This window comes from Lancefieldella parvula (assembly GCF_963547875.1).
Classification (GTDB): Bacteria; Actinomycetota; Coriobacteriia; order Coriobacteriales; family Atopobiaceae; genus Lancefieldella; species Lancefieldella parvula_D.
The window spans coordinates 1-18,821 of record NZ_CAUUSI010000011.1; the positions used below are offsets into that span (position 1 = coordinate 1).

General features: G+C 47.6%; 18 protein-coding genes. 1 reads left to right on the forward strand and 17 read right to left on the reverse strand.

What is annotated here, in order from left to right:
* Positions 1–39: 39 nt before the first annotated feature.
* The 10 genes from RWJ96_RS04995 to RWJ96_RS05040 form a co-directional block, all read right to left on the reverse strand.
* Positions 40–1,230, reverse strand: coding sequence for a purine-nucleoside phosphorylase (locus RWJ96_RS04995; protein WP_314019275.1), 1,191 nt, complete (start codon positions 1,228–1,230; stop codon positions 40–42).
* Positions 1,231–1,243: 13 nt separating this feature from the next.
* Positions 1,244–2,092: a hypothetical protein gene (locus RWJ96_RS05000; protein ID WP_035427820.1), complete on the reverse strand. Its 849-nt coding sequence runs from the start codon at positions 2,090–2,092 to the stop codon at positions 1,244–1,246.
* Between the two features lie 133 nt (positions 2,093–2,225).
* Positions 2,226–2,912: a hypothetical protein gene (locus RWJ96_RS05005; protein WP_314019276.1), complete on the reverse strand. Its 687-nt coding sequence runs from the start codon at positions 2,910–2,912 to the stop codon at positions 2,226–2,228.
* Between the two features lie 28 nt (positions 2,913–2,940).
* Positions 2,941–3,723 (reverse strand): NYN domain-containing protein, encoded by a 783-nt coding sequence (locus RWJ96_RS05010; protein WP_035432328.1) that lies wholly within the window; start codon positions 3,721–3,723, stop codon positions 2,941–2,943.
* A gap of 26 nt (positions 3,724–3,749) precedes the next feature.
* On the reverse strand, positions 3,750–4,826 hold the full coding sequence (locus RWJ96_RS05015) for an NAD(P)-dependent oxidoreductase (RefSeq protein ID WP_314019277.1): 1,077 nt from the start codon (positions 4,824–4,826) through the stop codon (positions 3,750–3,752).
* Between the two features lie 75 nt (positions 4,827–4,901).
* Entirely contained in the window at positions 4,902–5,930 is a 1,029-nt protein-coding gene (locus RWJ96_RS05020; protein WP_314019278.1) for a DegV family protein, read from the reverse strand.
* Positions 5,920–6,510 carry a ribosome hibernation-promoting factor, HPF/YfiA family gene (gene hpf / locus RWJ96_RS05025; RefSeq protein WP_035427824.1) on the reverse strand — a complete coding sequence of 197 codons (591 nt, stop codon included), beginning with the start codon at positions 6,508–6,510 and terminating at the stop codon, positions 5,920–5,922. Before hpf ends, RWJ96_RS05020 begins: the two co-directional genes overlap by 11 nt.
* A gap of 137 nt (positions 6,511–6,647) precedes the next feature.
* Positions 6,648–7,583, reverse strand: coding sequence for a transporter substrate-binding domain-containing protein (locus tag RWJ96_RS05030; RefSeq protein WP_314019279.1), 936 nt, complete (start codon positions 7,581–7,583; stop codon positions 6,648–6,650).
* A 315-nt stretch (positions 7,584–7,898) separates the two neighbouring features.
* Positions 7,899–8,648 (reverse strand): double zinc ribbon domain-containing protein, encoded by a 750-nt coding sequence (locus tag RWJ96_RS05035; protein ID WP_314019280.1) that lies wholly within the window; start codon positions 8,646–8,648, stop codon positions 7,899–7,901.
* A gap of 92 nt (positions 8,649–8,740) precedes the next feature.
* Positions 8,741–9,502 carry an ECF transporter S component gene (locus tag RWJ96_RS05040; protein WP_314019281.1) on the reverse strand — a complete coding sequence of 254 codons (762 nt, stop codon included), beginning with the start codon at positions 9,500–9,502 and terminating at the stop codon, positions 8,741–8,743.
* A gap of 92 nt (positions 9,503–9,594) precedes the next feature.
* Here RWJ96_RS05040 and RWJ96_RS05045 point away from each other — a divergent pair, with 92 nt between their 5' ends.
* Positions 9,595–10,056, forward strand: coding sequence for a hypothetical protein (locus RWJ96_RS05045; RefSeq protein ID WP_314019282.1), 462 nt, complete (start codon positions 9,595–9,597; stop codon positions 10,054–10,056).
* 4 nt (positions 10,057–10,060) lie between these two features.
* Here RWJ96_RS05045 and RWJ96_RS05050 read toward each other — a convergent pair whose 3' ends face one another.
* From RWJ96_RS05050 to RWJ96_RS05080, 7 genes are all read right to left on the reverse strand, one after another.
* Positions 10,061–11,545 carry an ATP-binding cassette domain-containing protein gene (locus RWJ96_RS05050; RefSeq protein WP_314019283.1) on the reverse strand — a complete coding sequence of 495 codons (1,485 nt, stop codon included), beginning with the start codon at positions 11,543–11,545 and terminating at the stop codon, positions 10,061–10,063.
* Entirely contained in the window at positions 11,542–12,402 is an 861-nt protein-coding gene (locus RWJ96_RS05055) for an energy-coupling factor transporter transmembrane component T (protein WP_314019284.1), read from the reverse strand. The genes RWJ96_RS05050 and RWJ96_RS05055 overlap by 4 nt, the downstream gene beginning before the upstream one ends.
* Positions 12,403–12,473: 71 nt before the next feature.
* Complete coding sequence (locus RWJ96_RS05060; protein ID WP_198013754.1) at positions 12,474–13,091, reverse strand: DUF4430 domain-containing protein; 618 nt, start codon at positions 13,089–13,091, stop codon at positions 12,474–12,476.
* A 38-nt stretch (positions 13,092–13,129) separates the two neighbouring features.
* Positions 13,130–16,948: a PQQ-binding-like beta-propeller repeat protein gene (locus tag RWJ96_RS05065; RefSeq protein WP_314019285.1), complete on the reverse strand. Its 3,819-nt coding sequence runs from the start codon at positions 16,946–16,948 to the stop codon at positions 13,130–13,132.
* Positions 16,949–16,952: 4 nt separating this feature from the next.
* Positions 16,953–17,768, reverse strand: coding sequence for a prolipoprotein diacylglyceryl transferase (lgt, locus tag RWJ96_RS05070; RefSeq protein WP_314019286.1), 816 nt, complete (start codon positions 17,766–17,768; stop codon positions 16,953–16,955).
* Between the two features lie 21 nt (positions 17,769–17,789).
* On the reverse strand, positions 17,790–18,347 hold the full coding sequence (gene dcd, locus RWJ96_RS05075) for a dCTP deaminase (RefSeq protein WP_314019287.1): 558 nt from the start codon (positions 18,345–18,347) through the stop codon (positions 17,790–17,792).
* 231 nt (positions 18,348–18,578) lie between these two features.
* Positions 18,579–18,815 (reverse strand): NifU family protein, encoded by a 237-nt coding sequence (locus RWJ96_RS05080; protein ID WP_035432351.1) that lies wholly within the window; start codon positions 18,813–18,815, stop codon positions 18,579–18,581.
* Positions 18,816–18,821: the final 6 nt, after the last annotated feature.

Below are 18,821 nucleotides of genomic sequence, written 5' to 3' on the forward strand. Positions count from 1 at the left end.
AACTATACGGGGAAGCCCTGTATTATTCAAGCAGAAATACTAAAGAAGCCCGAGAACACCACGAACAAGGCGCTCAAGATCATTTGCGTACTTCTCAGATGCCTCTTGAACACTCTTATGTGTAGTTCCATGAGCGCCAGCTGGATTTGCTGCAAGCGTCAGGGCTAACACGTTCATATCAAGAGCGCGGGCCATAATGACTTCAAGAGCTGTGGAAACGCCAACGTATGAGACGCCAAAGCTACGAAGCATAGCAACTTCTGCAGGAGTCTCAAAGTTTGGTCCCAAAAGACCAGCAAAAACACCCTCATTGAGCTCAATCTTAAGGTCATCTGCTACGCCACGTGCTAGCGTTCTTAGATAAGGCGAGAAGGCATCATTCATATCAACAAATGGGGTCTCAACATCGCGAAGACCTGCCCACTCTGCAAGCGGATTGGTTCCGGTGAGGTTAATCTGGTCAGTAATAACACCAAGACCAGTCTTTGCGTTTCCAGAAACAGCACCCGTTGCACCTGCAAAGATAATATCTTTGCAGCCTAGGTGATGAGCATGCTGAACAAGAGAGGTTACCTCAGCTGCAGAATAACCCTGATAGAGGTGAACGCGGCCAGGATAGACAACTACAGGCACGCCATCGATAGTACCAATGGTTGCCTCAAAGCTGTGACCTGCCATAGGAGAAGCGTCAACAGGGAAACCTGGAATGTCACGATAATCAATACGACGAACTGGCTTTACCAGATCGGCAAGATGGCCAAGTCCGGTTCCCAAAATAAGAGCAACAGGATGCTCAACAGATGGGCTTACATTCTCAATGGTTTTCTCGGTAACCACGCAAATCCCCTCCTCTAAGAGGTGACGAGTAAGTGTTCCCTCGCCAGAAACAAGCTTTCCTGAGTACGTACCATCATAAATCTCATGCACGCCACAAGACGGGCTCTTTGCCTTCAAAACGGCGAGCGTGATGTCAGAAGACGTAACGGCACTAAGAGCAATCTTAGAGCCACGTTCAAAGTCCTCGGTGACATCTGAGCCGTCCTTGAGCCAAACACGTCCTTCTCGCTGTTCCGCGGGTGGACGTGGCACAGGCAGGCCCGAGGAAGTCTCGGGGCAAATCTTTATAACGTTTACTTTTTGAGCCAATCTTTGTACTGCAGAAACAGGCTTGGCCCCTCCGTCATATCTGACGGGGAGGCCAAGTAAACAAGCGCTAATAGCAACTTTCATTGCTTTTCAAATCCTAGAGAGCAAGAGAGTAAACAGCAATAGATGCCTTACCAAGAATCTCGTTAATCTTCTGTGACCACTCCTGAGATGCCTTGCTTGCAACAGCAGAGTACTTGCTCATTGCAACCTGATAAGCGGTCTGAGCAGCTGCATAAGAAGCAGAATCGTTGGAGATTGAGTAAGCAGAGAGCTGCTTGTAGTAATCGCCATCCTGGGAAGCCCAAGTGTTGTTCTTAGCATCCCACTCATCACCAGCAAGACCAATGATGTACTGAGCGTACTCCTGGCTTGTAGTCTCAGAGTTGCCGTCCTCAGGTGCAGTTGGTGCCTGTGGAGCATCTGGAAGGGTTGTAGTCAGAACGCTATCACGATACTTCTTCATAATGACAGCATCATGGATGAGCTTCTTTGCAACGTCTTCAGAGAGCTTGTATGCAGAAGCAACCTGGCTAACATCAGTAGTCTTGAAGTTGGTCTGCATGTAATTGTTGACCTCGTCATCAGTGACGGTAATACCCTTGCTCTGAGCCTCAGCAACAACAAGAGCATTGCGAACATAGCCAATGATCTTATCGGCTGCTGGAACAGCATAGGTGCCGTCAGACTGCTTTGCTGCGTCAAGACCGGAAGTATTCTCAATAACCTCACGAGCAGTTACTTCTTTGGTCTGACCGTTATAGGTATAAGAAGCAATAGGAGTGTTGAGTTCACCCTCAGAAAGTGTGGTGCGACCGTTCAAAGAACCAGTAGCTCCGCCGCCGCCCAAAAGGAAGCGACCGATGACAATACCAAGAGCAAACAGTACAACTGCGCCTACTCCGATAAAGATCTTTGAGTTCTTTTTTACATCAATAGATGGCATATCCTTGCCTTTCATCGCTTAATGCAACTATGCGTACACAATACAAACCTGTAGTTTACTCTTATTAGCATGCATAAAACATACAACCAGTAAACTCCCCCGTTTGTACACAGTCGTTTACAAGCAAATCAAATTACTTGGTAGCTGCAACAATCTCTTCCGAATACTGCTTAATGTATCCCGTGGCATTTTCCGCATCAAACTTCATACGCTGCGACAATGCCTTCTTCACGTCCTTAGAAATAGTTCCATGTGCTAAGGCGAGAAGACCCTGGAGCATGTCATGGTACTCAGCATCTCCGTGATAGCACTGGACTGCCTCATCCAGAAGTGGCCATGCCTCATCAGAATGCTTTGCAGAAGTTGCGCCGTACTGGCAGAGGAACAAAAATGCTGCTAGACGCACCGTTGCCGAGTCGTCATCAAACAAAGAAGCCTCAGCAGCATCAAATGCTTTGAAGACCTGGTCACCAAAATGCTCGCTCAAATGAGCAAGAGCATCAAGCACTTCCCAACGAGTCTGAGCCTCTGGTCTATACAGTGCATCAATTAGAGAATCGATGTGCTCTTCAAAGGCAAGAGGAGCAACATGAGCAAGCTCTGCAAGCTCATGAGACGCATCTTGACGAGTGCGCCTACTAGCATCAGACAAAGCGATGACCAGTGCATTCACTTTTTTCATCTGTGCCATAGTTGGCTTTTTTGTAGCCTTCTTAGCAGGTTGCTTTTCTTGTTTTGGCGCCTTTGTAGAGCCCGCTTTTGCGGTTGCCTTAGTTGAAGCCTTTTTTGGCTTCTGAGCAGTTTCTTTCTTCTCTGCCATGAAACCTAAATCCTTCCTAAAACACCCTTTATTCTCTAAATCCGTCTACGACAACGGTGCCGCTTTTTTGATCCTCATGAATTTTAATAAATCCAAGGCTTGATGCTTCACGTAAAAGAGAAGTAAACGAACGATATCCATAAGTTGCCTCAGCAAACTGTGGACGCTTCCTTCGCATGGTCTCCTTTAAGCGCGATGCATAAATAAACGTTTCGCTTTCGCGTTCCAAAGACTCAATGGTCTCAAATAAAAGCTGATAGCAGTCGTGTTTCTCGACAGGTACCTTCTCTTTAAAGTCTGGAATTCTGCCAGAACTCAAAATATCCTCGTAGAAGATAAACTCGTCACAAACTTCAGCAAGAAGCGAGCTGGTAGATTCCTTCATGCCAACGCCAATAACTGTTTTACCAGCCTCTTTAAGCTTTGCCACAAGTGGCGAGAAGTCCGAGTCACCAGAAAGCACAGCGAATGTGTCAATGTGATCTTTAGTCAGACACATCTCAACTGCATCTACCGCAAGTCTAATGTCAGCGGAGTTCTTGCCGGTATAAGCTCTATCGGGAATCTCAATGAGCTCAATGCCAAGCTCATGCAGGGGTGTAATTGCATTTGGAAAGCGCTGCCAATCGCAATATGCGCGCTTAGCAGTAATACGGCCCTTATCAACCAACCTCTCCATAATGAGCTTCATCTCTGGAAGATGACCTGGTTCTTGGTGGCCGTTTTTCTTTCTTTTACCTGTTCCTAGTGCCAAATTTTCATAATCGATGAAAACCGCAATAGAGCTCTGAGGAGTAGAAATATCACTCATAACCTGGGTTCCTTTGCGGCTAGCACTTAGTGGCAGCAGTGGCCGTCATGACCGTGCTCGTGACCTTCATGCTCATGATGATGCTCATGATGATGTCCGTGACCATGGCACTCGCACTCGTGATCACCATCTTCGTGGTCGTGGCCACAGCAGCACTCGTGCTCACCCTCATCTTCCTGGCTCTCAAGAAGAGACCAGTCAAGACCAGCTGCAGTGCTCGTAGCCTCATCAGCATAAAGCAGCGAGATTGCCTGAGTGCCCTTGCGAGCGCCACCAATCTGGCAAAGCATGTCATACAGGGTAAAGGCGGTCTCTGCACCAGGAAGGGTAATCTCAAGGTCCTCAGACTGAGCAAGAGCAAGTGCAATATCCTTGCGGAAGTGCTCAGCCAAAAATCCTGGTTGGAAGTCTCCCTCAAGCGACTTAGGAGCAAGCTCTTTAAGTGCGCGAGAAGAACCCATGCCACTAGCAACAACCTCAAGCATCTGCTCAACGTCAAGTCCACCCTGCTCTGCCAAGGCCATTGCGTCTGCATAGCCAATCATGCATGATGCAAGAGAAACCTGGTTGCAAAGCTTTGCAGTCTGGCCCTTACCAGCGCCGCCCATGCAGAAAATCTTTGACGAGAAGGTCTCGAGAAGAGCGCGTACTGGTTCAACATCATTCTCAGTTGCGCCGACAATCAGCGTAAGAGTACCGTCCTGGGCGCCTTTCTGGCCGCCCGTAACCGGACAGTCAAATGCATGTTTTCCCTCAATTTCAGCAGCATCGTGAATATCGCGAGCAAGCTGAGATGAAGAAGTGGTCAGATCAATAAGGTACGCACCCTTCTTAGCAACGCGGATAAGACCATCTGTTGCCAAGTAAACGTCTTCAACGTCAGTTGGATAACCAACCATAGTAAAGACAACATCAGCGTCTTTTGCAGCATCTGCCACACTCTCTGCAGTGTGAGCACCCAATGAGACAAGCTTTTGTGCTTTCTCTGGTGTTCTGTTGTAAACAGTAACGTCATAACCAGCAGAAATAAGGTGCTCGGCAATAGGAGCGCCCATAATGCCTGTTCCAATAAAAGCAACCTTTGCATTCTTGCTCAGTGCCATGTATGAGTCCTTTCAGACTGAAATAAATATACAAACTGGGGCCGCTCCAAAGAGCGACCCCATACCTTGTACCCGTTAATTAGATTTACGAACCCTGTTAGCAATTCGGTCAGAAAGCGAAAGCTTCTCGCGGCGGTCAGTTCCCCAGAAGACAATAGCCACCATGCCTGGTCCAACGTGAGCACCAATGACTGGTCCTACCTGGCTGTGAATAATGGTGAGTCCCTCACAGCCCTTCTCTTTACGAATCTGAGCCTCTAGCCAATTAGCGTCCTTCTGTGCGTCTGCAGAAATAATGCCAACAGGAAGCGAGGTGTCATGAGAATAGCTATCTCTAAAGTCCTGGATAAGAGACTTGAGCGCCTTCTTGCGGCCTCTGCACACTGTCTTGACGGTAAGAGCTCCTGTTGAGTCATAGGTAAGCTCTGGCTTTACATCAAGCTTGCCGCCAATATTTGCTGCAGCAGCAGGAATACGACCGCCCGCAGCAAGAGCATCCAAGGTCTCAAGCGTTAAGTAGCCATGAATATAGTTACGTGCATCTGCTGCCCACTCGGCAATCTCTTTTGCCGAGAGACCCTTGTTGGCTTGGTGAACTGCCTCAAGTCCAAGCAGCTGGGCTGCGGACGAAGGCGCACCGTTGTCAACTACGTAAATCTCAAAGTCTGGATATTTCCCTCTTACCATATCTGCTGCTTGTTCAGCTGCATAGTAGGATGAAGAGAGCGCAGAAGTAAAGCAAAGATACACCGTTGGTGTGCCCTGTTTTGCAGCACGCTCAAAGACCTCAAGGTAATGACCAGGAGTAATCGCAGAGGTGGTGTAGTGCAGCTTTTTGTCTTTGCGCATGCCCTCAAAGAACTCATGTGCGCTAATGCTCTTCCAGCCGTCATCATAGTGCTCTCCGTCTGGTCCCACATAAGGGAACTGGATGATATCAACACCTAACTGTTCAGCAATTCCTGGAGCAAAGTCTGCGCAGGAGTCCATGATGATTCGAACGTTACTGGGCTTATGATATGCAGCTGAAAGCTCAGTAGGCTCAAGGTCTTCAAAGGCAACCTCGCTGATTTCTTCTTCGGCCTTATCTTTTTTATTGAACATCTGGTTCCTCAATCTTAGGTTTGATAATTCCGTATCCACCATTTTTACGATGGTAAATGACATTAGTCAAACCAGTGGAAGAATTAACAAAGACATAAAAATCATGGCCGAGAAGGTCAGTTTGGACAAGCGCCTCCTCTTCTGTCATTGGCTCAAGATCAATGTATTTCTCGCGAACAAGCTGGTCATCAAGGTCTTCAGCTGGAATCTCAATGAGATTGGCAAGATCTTCTTGTGTAAGAGCAACTCCGCGCTCAGACTTTACATGATGACGGCGCTCAACAACTTTTGTCTTGTACTTGCGTAGCTGTCTGGAGACTTTTTCTGCTGCTTCATCAATAGCTACATACATATCGTCAGAGCTGGCAGTGACACGAACAACATTGTTACGAACAAATACCGTAACCTCAGCTGTCTTTCTATCTGGATTTGAAGGGTTTTTGTCTACTCTGAGAACAACATCGCAAGACATAGGAGTGATGTCAAATACCTTAAGAGCATCACCGATTTTCTGGTCTACGTGTGCGCGCAAAGCCTCAGAAATACTTACCTTGCGTCCCGAAATTTTGATGTCCACCATGGGAGCCTCCTATCGGATACACGAGACATCTTCTATCTGATGTCTGTATAACAACAATACCCATTTGTCGGTCAATCATTCCATAAAAAGTTGAATTGAGCGGTAAACGGTTAGAGACTATTTCTCTTTATGTGCAATTAATTTTGCTCAGAGGAAGATGTAGCTGAATCAGCACTGGTAGATTGTGTAGAAACTTCTACAAGACCAGAAATCTTGTTGGTAGTTGAGAGGTGTGGCAAGGTACCAATCCACTTGTTTCTAATAACTCCCTCGACACCGTTAGATTGAATAGCTGAAAGAGCTTGCTGAATTTGTGTAGCGAGAGCTTTGTTACTAGTTGCAACAGAAATACCAATCGTGGATGGAACGTCAACGACACCAACCATAGAAATATCTTTGTTTGCTGCTAAATAAGCACCAGCATATGCATCACAGGCCACATAATCAATGGAACCATTTTCAAGTGCTTCAAAAGCATCATTTAAGTTAGAAAAACCTTGCACAGACATACCGGTGAGCACCTGACCCATTGCTCTCTCGGACAAAGAACCCGTTTGAACGCCAACAGACTTTCCACTCAAACTATCAGCAGTAATGTCTGTTTCTGAACCCTTATGGAAAAGCGCTGTTGTGGACTCAGCATAACCAGAAATGAGCGTGCTTGTTGAATCTTCGCCGCTTCTGACATCCATGACAATATCGCAGCCTGCTTGCAGACCATCTACTGGACCATTGACTGACACAAACTTAACGTCTACGCCCAACTGATCTGCAATCGCAGAGGCCACTTCAACGTCAATTCCTTGCAGCGTTCCGCCTTCCGAGGCCACAATCATAGGAGCGGTCACTGACTGTGTGCGCAAACCAACCGTAAGAGTTCCAGCCGTATGCAATGCAGAATCAGGAATCTTCTGCTGACGGGCTTCTCGCTTCTCTTGAATTGCCTCTTGCACCGACTTGACGTGGAACCATTTGTCCAAATCAATGTTGATAGGACCAATGGAGCATCCTGTTAAAACAACAGCTAGTGCTATAAGAAGTAACACCTTAAGAGAGCTTTTAACGCGTGTCATCAGAACTCCTTCTTCTAAACAGGTGTCTTTTCAGCTGACCTGGTATTTGACCCCACACTCGCATACTGGAACGTTTGCTTTGCTACCGCAATAGCTCCACTACTAGTTCTCTCGCCTGCGAGACCCTTTGTCTCTTTGATATAACAGGCGGTATGGCTTACTTCTAGGACGAGCCATGATCGTTTACGTGCGCACACGTAAACTTACGTGGATCCCTTTGACCTCGTCTGTCATGGACTAAAAGCTCACAGAGAACTTCGCAACCACAGACCTGAAAAGACTTATCAAGTATAGCCGTTTGCAACCATAGGTAACTCACCATACGCGAGCTAATGCGCCTACGGTTACAGATTGCACGCCTGCGGCACAAAGTACTCTTGTGGCTTCTCTAATTGATGCTCCGGTAGTTACCACATCATCTAAAAGTAAAATATTTGATTGGTTAACTGGTACGGTACAAGCAATACTTCCTTTCAAATTGATTTGTCTTTGAGCAGATGAGAGCGTTCTTTGATCCTTTGCGTGTGGGCGTATAAGCACGTCATACAAAGGCAGACCTGTAAGCTGGCAAAACGATTGAGCTACCAGCTCCATATGATCAAAGCCTCTGCGCGCGTATGCCTCTGCAGTTGCTGGAATAAAGCAAACGCCATCAATTTTTGAACTATCAAAGCGAGAAGTGCCATCACGAGCACTCCATGCTGAAGCTTCTTCAAGCGCACATAAAATAGCTGCGGCAATTACCGGCGCCAGTCGAAGTTCATGGCCGTCTTTGAGTGTCAAAATCAACCGTGCAGGAGGGCCTTTAAATCCCATGGCACAGATAACTGCCCTACTCTCCCACTGAACGGGACGCTTCTTTTTATCAGCGCACTCTGAACAGACGAGTTTCCCATACGGAGCACCGCAATTAGGACACGCCCATTGCTGAGAGATCCACGGCAGCTTTTCCCGACACTCATCACAGAGAAGCTGACCGGGTTTCTCGCACACAACGCAGCGTGTAGGAGCAAGCAGCTCAAGTGTTGAGTTTGCCGTTGCGGCAAGGATAGATGTAGGTTGCATTTTTACCCCCAAATCTGGGGGCTGACAGTGAATACAGTCTAGGTCAAAGGTCGCAAAATGGAAGGTATTTTAGGTAAACGGAAAAAGATGGATTATCTAAAGCTCCTACCAGTGAGATTGTATTTTGTGAGGATTCGGCTAACGGATGTTTGCCACGGAAGCCATAACAAAATCAAGAAAACAAGCGTTGCCACGCCGTGTGTTAGATCAAGCGGAATCGAAGCCGCAAACGCGAGAAGAGCGGATTCAAGCGTTAAAGGATGTACAAATCCAATAACAAAGTACACATTCATTACAAGGCCAAAGAATGGTCCAGAGATAAACGCCCAGATCATAAGCAAGAAAGGTGGAAGTTTGTGGGGTTTCTCGCCTTGTTGGACGGATGTGCGTTTAGAAGATGCAGGGCGAGCTGAGGTAAAAGTTGCAAGAAGGCCTCCCAGATAGCCAACAAGACCCCACGCATACATCTGCCATGGCGTCCACGAGCCCTGGCCAAAGAAAACGTTTGAAAGAAGCGCAGATAAGGCGCCTACTAAAAAGCCCGCATGCCTGCCAAGAAACGCTCCCGCGAAGATAGCAACTGCGGAAACAGGCTTTACATATGCGAGAGGTGCAAAGGCAATTCTTCCCGCAGCCCCCAATGCGCTAAAGACGGCAGTAGGTACCAAATTGGCAACTGAAGGCTTTTGGGTCTCAAAACTTAACATAAATAATGCAACTGAAATGATTGCTAAAATAATTGAAGATATCGCAGTAAAATCGGGAAAATATATCATTTCAACAGCAAGGATAATAGGAGTAGCAAGGAGTGCTACAACCTCTAGAAGAATTGATAACGTGTGCCGATTACCCACGAGAACCTCACGCTTACCGTCAAAATAAAAATATCGAAAAGGTCTGTCTTATTTTGGCATAAGATGATTTGAAACTACAACAAGGAGGTCTCATGATCTATCTGGGAAACTTTAGTTATAACGACGAGCTTGATGCTACTGACAACTACTGCCTTATGCCTTGTATTGTTGAGGCAGATTCCACAGATCATGCGCTTGAGCTTTTCTCAGAGCACCTTATTGAGGTTGCAAAGACATCTGACCTGCTTGATGGAGCAAAAGAGATTTTCTTAGATTCCATTGTTGAGCTGGGAGAAGTTCCTACCACTCCTCTGATTGCTCAGTGGCAAAAGATTATGCCTGCAGGAGTTGGTCTGTGCAGCATCACCAGCGCTCTTCCTACACTTGAGTTTGATGATGAGACGGCCAATGCCTACGGCTTCAATGAGCATACTCACGATCATGAGGAAGATGAAGAAGAGCATGAACACGAGGAGTTTGGCGACATCAACGATCTTGACGATGAGCTTCTTGAGGAGCTTGGCCAGGATGAGGAGCCGTTCTTAAGGTTCTAGCCACCTACTCCGCCGACCACACCCAAGAGTTCTCAAAGAACTCTGAAGTTGGCTCTGTCAGAGAAATCTGACCATCAAAAACTAGAGAAACGTTATCAGCAACGCGCGATATCAACTGCATGTCGTGCGTTGCTATTACTATGGTTGCACCTTCTGACTGAGCGCGAGAAAGCAAATTGACAACAGCATCTTTGGTTGGGGCATCCAGGCCTTTTGTTGGCTCGTCAAGAATAAGTAGGCGCGCCTTTGTGAGCATCACTTTTACCAGCGCCAATAGTTGCTGCTGTCCCCCAGACAAGTCGTATGGATGAGAAGACATTAGCTTCTGATATGTTGTGCGAGCAAGAAGTCCCGAAGCTTCCAGAAGCTCTTGAACATCCTGGTCAGAATAGGCACCGCTCTGCTGCCACTGGGTAAGCTCCTCGCCCACACTTTGGCAGGTAAAGAGCAGCTCGGGATCTTGCGGGATGTATCCCTGGGATTGCTGGAGCTGGTTGTAGACGCGGCCTCTCCTTGGACGAAGAATACCTGCTGCAAGCTTTAACAGCGTTGACTTACCAGAACCGTTGCCGCCTACGAGCGCACGAATTTCTCGCCCCGTGACCTCAAGTGAGCACTTGTTGAGTACCAACTGCTCTCTCTGAGGATATGCAAACGTCACGGCGCTGAACTCGAGCACGGGCGAGTTGTCGGCCACGGTGGATGCTTGGTTGGGCGCGGGGCTGCGAGGACAGAACGCCTGGCGAGAAGGGCTGTCTGCTTGGAGTGCATCGGGTTTCTCGCCGTCGAGGCAGATGCGGGTATCTGCGAGGTGCTCAAACGCGGTGACGTCGTGGGTGGCAACAAGCACGGCAACATTGAGCTCGCGCGCCACTCGCTCCAGGAGCGCGGTGAAACTCTTCTGCGCAAACGGGTCTAGCTGCGAGGTTGGCTCATCCAGCAAAAGCAGCTTTGGCCGCATGACAAGCGCTGCAGCAAGGGCCACTAGCTGCTGTTCTCCCCCGGAAAGCTCGTTACAGCGCTTGTGCAAAAGCGATTCCATGCCAAAGAAACTGACCGTCTCAAAAATACATCGGCGCATTTCTTTCTCTGAAACGCCTCGATTTTCCAGGCCAAAAGCCAGCTCTTTCAAAGGTGTCTCACACACAAGTGCTTGTGAGGTGGCTTGTGGCACAAATGCAATGGTGTCTACGGATTGCGCCTGCGTCATCGTAGAAACCTCTTGGCCGCAAACAATAATTGAACCATCACGTCTACCTTGAGGCGCAATCTCGGGCTTGATAAGGCTCAAAATGGTGGACTTGCCTGAACCAGTTGGTCCCAGTAAAAGACTAATTTGACCAGCACAAACCTCACAGGAAAAATCTTCTACGACGTTGCGGTCTGGAGTTAGAGCATACGCAAACGAGAGATTTTGAATAGCAAGAACTACTTCTTTACTAACTGAAGTAGTAAGTGAATTCTGAATATAGGAAGAATGCTCACTCATACAGACTGCTCCCATAAGACAGTATCAATACGCACAAAAATTGCTGGTAAAACGGTAAACAGCACTACGCCCAGATACCAAAAGCTCACTTGGAACTCTGGCATAGTAGGATAAAACTGCCAGGCTTGTACCAGCATATACAAAGAAACCGCAGCTATAACGCTTAAGAAAGTAAATACCAGCAACGCCACAGTATCATAGGCGTCAAGCACTTCAGCGCTCCATCTACTCCTGTGCCCTGCCATTCCCCAACCTCGAGACACAATAGACTGAAACGTACTTATCGACTTCTCCAGCGCACTCATGCACACTGCGTTAATGGTGGTAGCTGATTGCGCAATAGTTTTTCTCGCGCTCAACAGACGGCTTTGACTTGGAACACGGCTTTGCTGATGTGACTGTACGGCAGAATCGCACCTTCTAGCTGCGGTATTTGCTGACTGGATTTGGCGGGCTGTTGTCAGATCAGAAAGTAGCTGTGGCATAAGCTGCACAGAAAGACTCAAGACCAGCTGTAATCCTGGAAATCGCACGCTTGATCGCTGCAACATCTCGAGCGGCGACACTACTGCAAACAGGCACTCAAGCCAGCTCAAAGTACTTACAAGCACCAGACCTGAGGTAACTCCGTACACCAGACTTTCTGCGTACAGCTGTGTGTGTCCAAAAGAATACAAAACGGTAGAGCCAGATGCCGAGAAAAACGGATTGATTATCGCCATCAATATAATAATTGGAGCATACCAAACAAGCTGTTTAGCAGCATGTTTGGTGCCAAACAACTGGATTGTACAAAGCTGCGCCCCTAGAAAAGCAATCAGCGCACAGAGAGGTTGAAAAGAAAATGCGGCAAGCACAACCTCGCATCCAAACAGCACAACCGTAGCAAGTGGATGAAGACGAGAAAAGCTTGTGCGCGCGGGATTCATTAGTTCACCGCGTTAACGTACGTCCAAACAACCGAATCGCCATCATGCAGAACATATGCATCTGACGTGTAGTTAGGCTGAACACCGTTAACTGAATATACCCAACCGCTCTGTGGACCGTGGTCACGCTCTGCAAGCCCATTAATAGCCGCAACGTATATACCAAACGACGTGCTACGTGCATTTACCCCGGCTCCACTTGCAAGCAACGCGTCATAGACTGACGTACCCTCTTGCACCTGGAGGTTGACGGTAAATGAAGGCCCTTTGGCTGCAGAGCCATCAACCGTAACACTTACAGAAAGCGCACTATTCTCTTTATGAGGAGCAGCTACAGCGTTTGTTGAGTTACCAGTGTTAGAAGGTTCCGACGTTTTCTGATTAGAAGAATCCTGCGTTTTAGACGCATCAGCATTTGATTGAGCGTCTGAACTAGAGCTCCCTTGCGTCTGTGACGTCTGAGAGTCTGTTTGCGTGCCAGAAGTACCTGCTACCGTCTGACCTTGTGCGGTAGGAGCTTCTTGAGCAGAAGTGCTTGAAGCGGGCGTAAAGAAATACTGGACTAATGTCCATGCAAAGAAAAGCATGAACACAAAAGATACTATTGATGCTGCCAAATAGAGAATCCGTTTGGATTCTCTTGTGAGCTTAACCACTATCTCACCTGGCCTCGGCCATTGGAAACATGGTGAATTGCAGCAGTTTCTTTCTTAAGCAACACTACAAACACTGCAAGAACTGCACCAGAAGCAAAGAAACCAAAGACACTCAGAAGTGGAATGGTAGGCGCAGAGGACACCTGCTGTGGGGCAGCGGCCTGCTTATTTGAGTATTCAGTAGGTGGAAGCTGCTTCTCGTCAGAGTTAGTGTCTGCAGTCTTGTTCTCAGATGGAGCCTTTGTAACCTCCTCACCAGCACTCGCAGCGGTGGTCGAGGAAGTTTCATGCGCAGCTGGAGATGAAGGATCTTGAGCTGGCGCGTTTGTAGATGTGGAATCTGTCCTGCTAAAAATGTCTACAGATGGCTGGGTATTCTCGCCAGAAGGTTTCTGATTAATAAGCGAGAAAAGCGTGCCGGAGTCGTTGGTGTAGTAAAGATTGCCCTCAAAATCTGCAATGACCGACGATGTGGTGTAGTTCTGGTGATCTTTATCAGGAGTGTAAATCTGAGCTGCTCGGCTGGTGCCCAACTTGTATACCCATACGCCACCAGGTAGACCGTTTACCGTGAAATAGGCATAGGTACCGTTTTGCTGAACAGAAACAAGAGGAGTGCTCTGAGACTTACCCTTGCCAGCACGAGCCTGGTCAGTCACCGTAAAGGTGTCAAGAGAAATCACAGAGATAGTTCCGTAGCCCTCAGCATCAACGCCGTTAACAAAGACGTTAGAACCGCTGATAGTTGGTGTAGAGGTAGACTCTGCTGCAAATTTGACTTGCTTCTCCTCAACAAGAGAAGAACCGTTTCTTCTAATCAGGTGCAGCGTACCGTCATTTCTGGTTACAGCAAGATAGGTTCCATTACCGTTTTGATCAACGGAAACAGGAACAATACCTGCGCGAATTGGCGAGCCAAGGTTAAGCTCAGCCTCAATGGCACCGGTTGTACCGTTGATAAGCCTGACAGAGGAGGACTCGTCGCCAATCATAAAGTCAGAGCCAGAAGCCGCTGCGCCAGACCAGTAATAACCTGAAGGCTGACCAGAGGTTGCTCCAGGAATATTTGCAGGCTGTGCATTCTGCTTCCAGCGAAGTGCGCCAGTTGTAGCGTCAACAGCAACCATGTAACCACCAGCTGCGTCAAATCCGCTCATCTTAGTAAACTCAGCCAAGATGGTGCCGTTATTAACCGTCAGGCTAGAAACAGATTGCAGCGCATTGGTGGTATCCAGCGGCTCTGTCTTCCAGATGCACTCCATAGTTGTTGCCGAGAATGCGGTAAGGCATCCATCATCGGTAGCAACAACAATCATGCCATTAACGTACAGAGGACGTGCAAAGTACGAGACCTTGGAGCCAATCTGTGCCTCGGCAATAAGGTTACCTGTTGCAGCGTCAACTGCTTTGAGAGTAGAACCGCTTACGTAATAGACCGTATCATGAACAATGACCTGATCAGAAACAAATCCAGGTGTATTCTGAGTTCCTTCAGTCACACTCCAACGAAGAGCTGCAGAATTAATGGGGGTACTCTGCGTAGTAGTGGAACCGTTTCCGCTACCAAAACCGCTCCAAGATGCCTCGTAGTTAGGGTGCTCAGCAAATGGATTGATGACCAACTCATGTTGAGGAGTTGGAATGGAGCTATCCTGACCACCATATGTCCAGGTAATGGTAGTGTTTTCGTCCAAGGTAACATTGTTTGCCATCTTGTCCGAAAGCTGACCGTTTACAAAGAACTGCCACCATTTATAGGCGCCATCTACCTGCGCTGTTGCAAGCGTAAGTCCCTGTGAAGGCGACGTAATAGAAGACAAATAACCGCCTGCTGCATCATAGGTTAGGCCATTATTCTTCAGGTAGTCATACGTTACCTTGTCAGCAGTGGTACCCTTACGAACCTCAATAGTCTGAGTAGGAGCCCAGTGCTGAGGCTTACCGTCTTTATCAAGACCTACTACAGAAAGAGTGACGGAAACAAGCTGACTTGGATCTGGGTCTTCCTCTACAGGTCGAGCGCCCTTCTCGCCTGCCACGGTAAAGGTAGCAGAGACCTTCTGATTAGTAAGGGCCTGGAACTGCGCATTATCTGGATACAAGCTTGCATAGCGAGAATAGCGAGCACTTGAAAGAAGTGCCGAAACCGTAACAGACGTGTTGTACTCAGGAGTCTGTGCGAGAACAAGATTCTCGTTCTGAATGATTGTTGGCTGAGAAGAACTGTACGTGCGCGCCTGATCAGCAGGGCCCATTGGGTCGTATGTTGGGAACTCTGAAGGCACAATACCACTTGCGGTCTTATCGGTATTGTTAACATCATAAGACCAGGTCAAAGAGCCGTCAGCAGCACGATAGAACTTGTTTGGTGTAGCCAAGGACTCAGAAACGCTGTCTTGTTTATTCTGCTGACCAGAAGGAGTAGCAAGTGCATCCCAGAAATGAGCCTTAGACTCATTCATCAAAGTAAGCTCTGCATCAATATCAGCCTGATTAAGCGGGCTTACCGTAACCGTAAGAGTCTTAGAGACTGATACCTCAGGATTTTCTTTATCGGTAACGGTCAGAGTGATGTCTACCTGCTGCGCAGAAGCAGAAGGTAGAGGCTGGTACACCGTTCCCCTATAGCCATTGAACGTAATAGCAGCATTGGAGGAAGTATACGTAAACTGATAGCGCTTTCCATCTAAGCCAAAGTTCTTTGGCGTAGGCATCTGCAGGTCGTCTGTAACTGCCTGGGCATTAATGGAGTGATTGGTATACACATCTTTAATGCTTGATGTCGAGAAACGCCTGTTAATACGCCTCAACAGATTATTCTGTGCATCGGTAATAGCCGAAGGATCTCCGGGAACCGTTATGGTAAAGGTTTTCTGATAACTTGTCTGAGGAGCGTCGGAGCTGCTCAAAGAGACATTTGCAGTCAGCGTTACCTGCTTATCACGAATGCCGCGGGTAACTGTTGCCTTATAAGGCTCAGTACCATATCCATCAATGCGAACGACAGAGGTATCTGAGCTAGTCCAAGTGACCTTAGACCATGAAAGTTGATTTCCATCTGCGGAAACAAGCTTATGCGGAAGAGTAAAGTCTGAAGTTACAGAAGATTCATTCTGTCCTGCCGCGTATGATGGCGCAAGGTTTTGAGATACGTCAGCAAGTTGCGCCTGAGATTTTGCCTCATCCCAAGGAATTAAAACATTGCAGGTATATTGGACGGTCTTGCCATCTTTGGAAAGTTCAAAGGTAACTTTTGCCTGACGGAGGATAAGAGTGCTTCTCTGGTTAGTAAAACCGGCCGCATCCATCCAGAAGTACTCAATAGAACCATTAGTCGCAAAATCAGTAGAAATGCCTGCGTGAGCATATGAAGCTGTCGAAGACATCTGAACAGATGCCACTCTAACGTTAACCTCTCCAGCACCAATGCGACGCAGCTCTTCTGCAACCATGGTGTTGAGGTTAGTATCTACACCATAGCGAGGTTTTGGCTTATAGAAGGAATTAGTCAGAGTTTCTACTGCCTGGTCCAGCGTTTTGTGTGGATAGTCAGTCTCATTTGTGGTTGCTGCAACGCCAGAGCCTGTCTCTTCAGAGGTTGTGGTTGCACTACTTGTAGCTTCTACCGTACCAGAAGCAGCTTCCGTACCAGAAGCGTTGTCCTGAGCAGTAAGGGCATTCTCTGCTGAGGAGGTTGCAGTAGCAGCAGCAGTAGCAGTAGTGGTCAACTCCCCCGCTGCTTCTGCGAATGCAGGAGCTGGTAAGAGCGCAAGCACTAAAAGTATGGAGAAAAGGCTATTGAGCGTCTTTTTAAACATGCTTCTAATTCCTTCCAACTTGTGGTGAATTTAGCCTTCTTGCCAAAACAAGCACCACAATTCCAAGTACAACTAAAGGCAGACTGAGCAACTGTCCCATGGTAATAAAGCTGCCAAAAAGGTAGCCAAGCTGCTCGTCTGGAACACGAACAAATTCCACGACAAACCTAAAAATGCCATAGAGCATCAAAAACGTTCCAATGAACGTTCCTTGTGGACGAGGAGGGTACTTCCTAGAAAGGACGTACAAAATGACAAACATCACAAGGCCCTCGAGAAGGGCTTCGTAGAGCTGAGAAGGATGACGGTAGACCGCTCCTCCTGTCTCAAACATTACTCCCCAAGGCAGATCTGTGGGCTTTCCCCAAAGCTCACCGTTAATGAAGTTTGCGCAGCGTCCAAAGAAAAGACCAAGTGGTGCGCCAATAACTCCCAGGTCACAGATGGTAGGGATAGAAAGACCTGATGCCTTACAGACAATAGAGCCGCCAACAACAGCGCCTACAAGGCCACCGTGGAAGCTCATACCACCTTGACTTAAGGCAAATGCATCAAGTGGATGAGCCACGTAATAACCAGCGCCGTAGAAAATAACGTAGAACAGACGGGCGCCCACAATAACGCCAAACGAGATGCCTACCATCAAATTAAGCACGTCATCAAGGGTAACGTTAAGTTTCCAGCGCTGAGCAGTTCTGTACATAACTACGCCAGCAAGCACAAAGCCCACGAGATATGCCAGACCATACCACCTGATAGATAGCGGACCCAGTGAAAGCGCTACTGGGTTTAATGAATGATAAAAAGCATCAAGCCACACAATACGTCCTACTTACTAAAACTACTTTGAAAGAACATGCGAAGGAGTTGCACCACGCTGGCCCTGATAATGGCTACCAAGATCTTCACAGCCATAAGGACGCTCAACAGGAGAACTCATGCGCTCAAAGGAAAGCTGACCAATCCTCATGCCAGGATGCAAAATGATTGGAAGGTTAGCAACATTAGAAAGCTCCAAGGTGAGCTCTCCGTCCCAACCTGGATCAACATAACCTGCAGTTGAGTGAATCATAAGACCTAAGCGACCCAAGGTAGACTTACCTTCAAGTTTGCCAAGGATATCGTCAGGAATAGCAATGCGCTCAAGCGTAGTACCAAGCGCAAACTGACCAGGGTGAAGAACAAAAACTTCTCCCTCAGGAACATCAATTGACTCAGTAAGACCCTCTTGAGCTACAAGTGGATCAATTGAGGTGTGCGTAGAATTGCGGAAAATTCTAAAGTTTGAGCCAAGACATACGTCAACCGATGCAGGCTGCACATTATTCTCGCATAAAGGCTCAATAACGATACGACCAGCAGCAATCTCGGCTTTAATGTCGCAATCAGAAAGAACCACAACGTCCACCTTTCTTACGTCATACAAATGAATGGTCAGAAAACCTAGTTATCCGTTTATATAAAATATCACGCCCTACACAATAATGTGAGGGGCGTGATATATAAGATTTGTAAATACGCAGGTTAGTCATGGTTCACCACAACTTCTCTGCATAAAAAACACGTTTATGCGCATGAAGCTCACAACCGATAAGCGCCAAACGTTCACTTTTTGGCGCTAAGCGGCAACTTACAGCATTGCAGGCTGAACGCGCTTTACACCAGGAACGTGCTCAATCAGGATGCGCTCAATACCCTCAGACATGTCGTATGCAGACATTGGGCAGCCAGCGCAAGAACCAGTCATCTCAAGCGTAACGGTGCCGTCATCGCTTACATCAATAAGCTCAACGTCGCCGCCATCGGTCTGAAGGCTCTGACGGATAACATCAAGGGTTGCATTCAAAAGGTCACGATTAATGGCCATGTTTGC

Coding starts and splice junctions, on each gene's coding strand:
- RWJ96_RS05045 (WP_314019282.1), top strand. CDS start 9,595: ATGATCTATCTGGGAAACTTTAGTTATAACGACGAGCTTGATGCTACT.
- RWJ96_RS05000 (WP_035427820.1), bottom strand. CDS start 2,092: ATGCCATCTATTGATGTAAAAAAGAACTCAAAGATCTTTATCGGAGTA.
- RWJ96_RS05010 (WP_035432328.1), bottom strand. CDS start 3,723: ATGAGTGATATTTCTACTCCTCAGAGCTCTATTGCGGTTTTCATCGAT.
- RWJ96_RS04995 (WP_314019275.1), bottom strand. CDS start 1,230: ATGAAAGTTGCTATTAGCGCTTGTTTACTTGGCCTCCCCGTCAGATAT.
- RWJ96_RS05005 (WP_314019276.1), bottom strand. CDS start 2,912: ATGGCAGAGAAGAAAGAAACTGCTCAGAAGCCAAAAAAGGCTTCAACT.
- hpf (WP_035427824.1), bottom strand. CDS start 6,510: ATGGTGGACATCAAAATTTCGGGACGCAAGGTAAGTATTTCTGAGGCT.
- RWJ96_RS05035 (WP_314019280.1), bottom strand. CDS start 8,648: ATGCAACCTACATCTATCCTTGCCGCAACGGCAAACTCAACACTTGAG.
- RWJ96_RS05080 (WP_035432351.1), bottom strand. CDS start 18,815: ATGGCCATTAATCGTGACCTTTTGAATGCAACCCTTGATGTTATCCGT.
- RWJ96_RS05050 (WP_314019283.1), bottom strand. CDS start 11,545: ATGAGTGAGCATTCTTCCTATATTCAGAATTCACTTACTACTTCAGTT.
- RWJ96_RS05030 (WP_314019279.1), bottom strand. CDS start 7,583: ATGACACGCGTTAAAAGCTCTCTTAAGGTGTTACTTCTTATAGCACTA.
- RWJ96_RS05015 (WP_314019277.1), bottom strand. CDS start 4,826: ATGGCACTGAGCAAGAATGCAAAGGTTGCTTTTATTGGAACAGGCATT.
- RWJ96_RS05020 (WP_314019278.1), bottom strand. CDS start 5,930: ATGTTCAATAAAAAAGATAAGGCCGAAGAAGAAATCAGCGAGGTTGCC.
- RWJ96_RS05065 (WP_314019285.1), bottom strand. CDS start 16,948: ATGTTTAAAAAGACGCTCAATAGCCTTTTCTCCATACTTTTAGTGCTT.